A 5,834-nucleotide genomic window follows, 5' to 3' on the forward strand; every position below is an offset into this window, starting at 1 on the left:
AACGACTAACGACTAACGACTAACGACTAACGACTAACGACTAACGACTATTTCAGCAGAATGATCCTCGCCAGATCGCCGGGTTCCTTGTCTCCTTCGTCCGCATCGAGCCAGAGGAGCCCCACGTCGCCCAGCATGTTGGTCATGATGGCGCTGCTGCCGGTGCGTTTCCCTTCGAAATCACAGACATACTCCCCATCTTTCAGGCGGATGTTGCAGGCGGCGAATTCCGTTTTGTTCCGCGTCTTTTTCCGATAGCCGTCGAGGATGCGTGCCGTGACGACCGGCAGGGTGTATTCGCGCCCCTGCAGGCGGTATAGAATCGGCAGTACGTAGAGGATGAAGGTGACGGTGGAGGAGTAGGCGAAACCGGGGAGGGCGACGATGAAGCGGTTCCCCTTCTGCGCCACCATGATATGCTGGCCCGGTTTGATCAGCACCCCTTTGAAGACGACGTCGCAGCCGAGTTCGTCGCGGATGACATCTTTGACGAAGTCGTAGTCGCCTACGCTGACGCCGCCCGTCGTGACGACGATGTCGGCGCTTCGGAGTGCCTCCTTCATCGCGAAGGTGATGGCGGCGCGTTCGTCGTGGACGCTTCCCATCTGGACCGTTTCGCCGCCGTGCTGCGCGACGAGCGCTTCGAGCGTGTAATTGTTGGAGCTGCGTATCTGTGCGGGGTTGTCGCTGCATTCGCCGAGCTCCAGCACTTCGCTGCCGGTGGCCAGAATCGCCACTTTCGGTTTCTGAACGACGAGGGGAGCGACGACATTCAGGCTCGCCATGACGCCGATTTCGGCGAATCCGATCGTCGATCCGCGTTCGATCAGCACTTCGCCCTCTTTGAAGTTTTCGCCCACGGGCCGGACCGAAAAACCGGTCGGAACAGGCTCGTCGATACGGATGCGGTTCCCTTCGACCGTGACGTTTTCGATCGGGATCAGTGTATCGGCCCCCTCCGGCATCAGCGAGCCGGTGAAGGTTTTGATTGCCGTTCCGGGAACGACTCTCAGCCCCTCGGTGTCGCTGCCTGCGGGGTTCGTTTCGATGATTTCGAGCGTGCCGAGCGTCTGGTCCGCTCCAATGACGGCATAACCGTCCATCGCCGAAGTGGGATAGGCGGGCGAGTTCTCTTTCGCGACGATATTCTCGGCCAGTACACGGCCCAGGGTATCGGTGAGATAGACTTTTTCCACGCCGACCGCTTCGACAACGATTCCATTCATTTTATCCATCGATTCGTCATAGGAGATCATAATCATTACTGCCTTTTGAAAATTCGGAAATTGAAAAACAGGGAATTGCAAAGGAGGCGTCCCCAATATCCAATGCCCAATGCCGATTCACGTTAGTGAATCTCGATGTCCGTTGTCCGGTTGTCACTCCGCCAACAGTCCGCTGCCGCGCATCGGCGTGGACCGGTCGGCCGCGTAGATGCGTTCACCACCCCGGACATCATACTTCCAGATCGGCGCATTGGCTTTGAAATCCTCGACGAATGCGTCGAGCATTTCGAGGGCGACACGCCGTTTCGGGCTGAAGATGGCGCAGGCGAAAGAGGAGGTGTGGACCGGCACGTCCCCTTCGCTGTGCGCCATCATAAGCAAAGCTCCTTTGGATTCGAGTTTCGCTTTCCAGCCGTCGAACCATCGTTCCAAAACAGGGAGATAGATATCGAAACTGAGTGCGTCGATGCCGCCTTCCTCGCGGATGGTGCCCACGAAATTGACCATGGCGCCGTAATTTTCGTTGTAATGGGCGCCGTACCATTCGCTTAGAAGTTCGGAAACGGGAAGAGGCCCCTGATAGATTTTCAGCATTGTATTACCCGCCACATACCGGAGGAAGCAGCGAAACCCTGTCGCCGTCTTTGAGTGGGAAATCGAGCGAGTTCACCATCGTGTCGTTGACGGCGACCGCAGACTGTTCGAGCCATTTCGCGATCTCCGGATCCTCTTTCAGCACCTTCGCGACATCGGCGAGCGTCCTGGCATCGATTTCGACGGGTGCTTTGCCGATGGGGCCCAGAAATTCCACTTTGACCATCTGTTCAACCTTTTTGCCGCATTTTTCGAAGGATTATAGCATATCGGCGAAGCGGCTTAGGATATAATGCGCCTATGATTTTCGGAAAAATAGAGTATCTCAACCTGCTCCCGTTCCACCTCTTTCTCAAACGTCATCTGCGACACAGCGCGGAGAAAAAGGCATGGCAGAAGCGCGGATCGGTGCCTGCTGACATCAATCGTGCCTTTCGCGCACGCCGTATCGACGCGGCGGTGATTTCGAGCATCAAGAGCAGGGGGTGCCGATGCACCGACTTCGGCATCGTCGCGAACGGCGAGGTTCAAAGCGTACTCCTGCTGCCCGGTGACCCGAAGATGGACAGAGCGTCGGACACTTCCAACGCGCTTGCGAAAGTTCTGGGATTTCGGGGCGAGGTGATCATCGGCGACAGGGCGCTGCGCTATTTTCTGGAACATCCGGGAGAGGGGATCGATCTGGCTGCAGCATGGAAAGCGCGGGAGTCGCTTCCTTTTGTCTTTGCCCGTCTGTGCGCCCATCCCGGGTATATCCGGCGGATCAATCGTCTGACTGCACGTTTTTTCGCCCATCCCCAGAAAATTCCCTATCGTATTCTCAAAGAGCAGGCAAAACGCAGAGGCATCGAAGTGCATCAACTCCAGGATTATCTCGACAGGATTCACTATCGCATCGGTTGGAGAGAAAAACGGGCACTCCAGCGTTTTTTCCGCTTGGCGAAACAGGCCTAAAACGTCCTTATAACCGTGATGTGATATAATGTTTCCTATGTATGTGAAAAAGAAAAATTATAATATAGCTTTATTTTTTATGCTTCTGTTTATCTGCTTTCCCGGATGGGCGGATGAGCCGATCAAACCCATTCCGCTGAAGGTGGATTATGACAAAGCCAAAGCGGAACTTGGGAAAATGCTTTTTCTCGATCCCCAAATCTCTTCCGACAACAGTATCAGTTGCCACAGTTGTCACGATTTCGATCATGGCGGAGCCGATCCCAGGCCCGTCTCCATCGGTGTACACGGCGCCAAAGGCAATGCCAACGCCCCCGCCGTCTACAATGCCTACTTCAATTTTCGGCAGTTTTGGAATGGGCGTGCCAAAGACCTCAAAGATCAGGCGAACGGTCCGATCCACAATCCCGTTGAAATGGATATGATTCCGAGCGATATCGAGAAATATCTGGAACAGAACGGTTACTACAACCAGGCGTTCCGAACCATCTACAACCATCCTCCGACATACGACGATATGCTCGATGCGATTGCCGAATTTGAAAAAGCCCTTTTCACACCCAATTGCAAATTCGACCGATATCTTCGGAAAGAGATCAGCCTTTCCGCTTCCGAGGCGAAAGGGTATCGCCTTTTTAAAACGCTTGGCTGCATTACCTGCCACAACGGCATCAACATCGGGGGCAACAGTTTCCAGAAGTTTGGACTGATCATTCCATACCGATGGAGTGCAAAATTTCCGGATCGGTACGATATTACCCATGATGCGAAAGACAAGAATGTCTACAAAGTTCCCACGCTGCGCAACATTACGTTGACGGCTCCCTACTTTCACGATGGGAGTGTTGCAACGCTCAAAGAAGCCCTGCAGAAAATGGCCTATCACAACCTTGGGTTCGAGTTGAGCGAAGAGGAGATTGTTGCCATCGAAACGTTTTTGAAAACATTGACCGGAGAGAGGCCGGCTATTATCGACGGGGCTCCATAAATGAAGAGATTGCTTTTTAAAGTTGTCGTTGCACTGCTGGCGGCGCTTCTCGGCGTCGGTTTGATGCTTTATCAGCAAAACCAGATGAAAGAGGGATTCGAGATCCCGCAACGCGTCAACCGGGATCTGCAGACACTGCATGCCGAAATCATTGCCCTGCAGCATACGGTTCTGGAAGCCAACTATTTTCTCTATTTCAACAACGACTTGATCTACGAAAGGATCAATGGCATTCGCAGCCAGATCGATGGTCTGCTGAAATATCCCCATCTCACCAACAAGTATCACAGAAAGAGTTATCAGGCGCTTCTGCGCTTGAAACGCCATTTCTCCGAGCTGGCCGAAACGATCAACACTTTTCTGACACTCAATGCCTCATTGAAAAACAGCAGTATCTATCTTCCGACGCTCGCTCTGAAAGCCTATGACCTTTTCGATATCAACGATCCGGGAGAACGCAGAATCATTTTGACGCTTTCGAAAATCAATGCGAGTCTATTCCTTACCAAAAATGCCCTTGATGAGTCGTTCATCAAAGAGCTGACCCTCTACAAAAACGACTTGACGGGGATGATGGGTGAAGCGGACAGCAAACCGAAAAAGAGATTGCTGGAGACCTCCATTCGCCATCTCGATCTCTTTATCCAGCTTTTCCCGAAGTTTCACAGGCAGCTTCGAGTCATTCTTGACCCGTCGATTCAGCGGGATCTGCACAACATCATGAATCTCTTTTCCCGGGAGTCTTCGGCGGAACTGCAAAAGATCAACCAGCTTGGAGTGATTCTGCTGATCCTCTATCTGGTTACGATCGGCATCGTTCTCTATTTCGTTTTCCACTCCGAAAAAGAGTTTATCCGTCTCAAGCGTACCCAGGAGCAACTCCAGCGGTCCCTGATTACCGACCATCTGACGGGTCTTGGCAATCGTGAAGCCTATGTCCAGCAGTATGAACGTATGAAAAATCCCGCACTGATTCTCGTCAACATCGACCGTTTCAAGCATATCAACGAATTTTACGGTTCGACAGTGGGCGACCATCTGCTGCAGGCAGTCGCGCAACTGCTGGAAGAGACGATGCCAAGGCGGAGTGATGCACACCTCTATCGGCTCGGTGGAGACGATTTCGGCATCCTTTTTGAGTGTGATGATCCGCAAAATCTGAAGTATGTCATTGTCGACATTCTTGATCGTTTCGATGAAGAGACCTTCACGATCGACAATCTCGCCATCGATATCTCCATCTCGATCGGTGCCAGTACGGCGGGAAAACTTTTCGAAACGGCCGATATGGCACTCAAGACGGTCAAATCATCGAGACGCAAACGGTATGCCATCTACGAACCCTCGCTGGATGTCTCCGAAACGATCGCCAGCAACATTCATGCTCTCAGACAGCTCAAGACGGCGATTTCACAGGATGCCGTGATTCCTTTTTTCCAGCCCATTATCGATCTGCGAAGCGGAAAGACGCTCAAATACGAGGCACTGGCCCGTCTGCGTATCGGCGAACATGAAACGATTGCACCTTTCTTCTTTATCGAGGCGGCCAAACAGGCCAAGCTGAGCGGTGTCATTACGACGCGGATTTTGAAGCAGACTCTTACGATTGCCGAAAAAACGCAGGCTACCTTCAGTGTCAATCTCTCTGCCGAAGACATTACCAGCGAACACGACAAGAGGCAGATATTCGCTCTGCTGGAGGAGTACAAAGAGATCGCCTCTTTGATCGTTTTCGAAATACTCGAAACCGAGGAGATCGAGGATTATGAGATCATCTCGGAATTTATACGACAGGTCAAACGCTATGGATGCAAAATTTCGATCGACGATTTCGGAAGCGGATATTCCAATTTCGAAAAACTGCTCCAGCTCGATATCGACATTATCAAAATCGACGGATCACTGATCAAAGATGTCGACCACAACACCCATGCCGAACTGATCGTTCAGACGATCGTCGACTTCGCCAAAGGGGCGCAACTGGTGACGGTCGCCGAATTTGTCCATTCGAAAGCGGTTCTCGACAAAGTGAAAGTGCTTGGCGTCGATTATGCACAGGGGTATTATCTGGG

General features: G+C 52.3%; 6 protein-coding genes. 3 read left to right on the plus strand and 3 right to left on the minus strand.

Annotation, left to right across the window (positions count from 1 at the left end; all coding sequences use genetic code 11):
- Positions 1 to 47: 47 nt before the first annotated feature.
- The 3 genes from Q1K24_RS07595 to Q1K24_RS07605 all read right to left on the minus strand — a co-directional run bounded on the left by Q1K24_RS07595 (position 48) and on the right by Q1K24_RS07605 (position 2,046).
- On the minus strand, positions 48 to 1,262 hold the full coding sequence (locus Q1K24_RS07595) for a molybdopterin molybdotransferase MoeA (protein WP_300368338.1): 1,215 nt from the start codon (positions 1,260 to 1,262) through the stop codon (positions 48 to 50).
- A gap of 117 nt (positions 1,263 to 1,379) precedes the next feature.
- A complete protein-coding gene (locus tag Q1K24_RS07600) occupies positions 1,380 to 1,820 on the minus strand; it encodes a molybdenum cofactor biosynthesis protein MoaE (RefSeq protein WP_300368341.1) in 441 nt (146 codons plus the stop codon).
- A 4-nt stretch (positions 1,821 to 1,824) separates the two neighbouring features.
- Positions 1,825 to 2,046: a MoaD/ThiS family protein gene (locus Q1K24_RS07605; protein WP_300368344.1), complete on the minus strand. Its 222-nt coding sequence runs from the start codon at positions 2,044 to 2,046 to the stop codon at positions 1,825 to 1,827.
- Positions 2,047 to 2,120: 74 nt separating this feature from the next.
- Here Q1K24_RS07605 and Q1K24_RS07610 point away from each other — a divergent pair, with 74 nt between their 5' ends.
- From Q1K24_RS07610 to Q1K24_RS07620, 3 genes are all read left to right on the plus strand, one after another.
- On the plus strand, positions 2,121 to 2,774 hold the full coding sequence (locus Q1K24_RS07610) for an MqnA/MqnD/SBP family protein (RefSeq protein WP_300368347.1): 654 nt from the start codon (positions 2,121 to 2,123) through the stop codon (positions 2,772 to 2,774).
- A 79-nt stretch (positions 2,775 to 2,853) separates the two neighbouring features.
- Positions 2,854 to 3,762 carry a cytochrome c peroxidase gene (locus tag Q1K24_RS07615; protein ID WP_300368350.1) on the plus strand — a complete coding sequence of 303 codons (909 nt, stop codon included), beginning with the start codon at positions 2,854 to 2,856 and terminating at the stop codon, positions 3,760 to 3,762.
- Positions 3,763 to 5,834: EAL domain-containing protein (locus Q1K24_RS07620; protein ID WP_300368353.1), on the plus strand; the 2,072-nt coding region annotated here is incomplete at its 3' end.

This window comes from Hydrogenimonas sp. (assembly GCF_029932565.1).
Classification (GTDB): domain Bacteria; phylum Campylobacterota; class Campylobacteria; order Campylobacterales; family Hydrogenimonadaceae; genus Hydrogenimonas.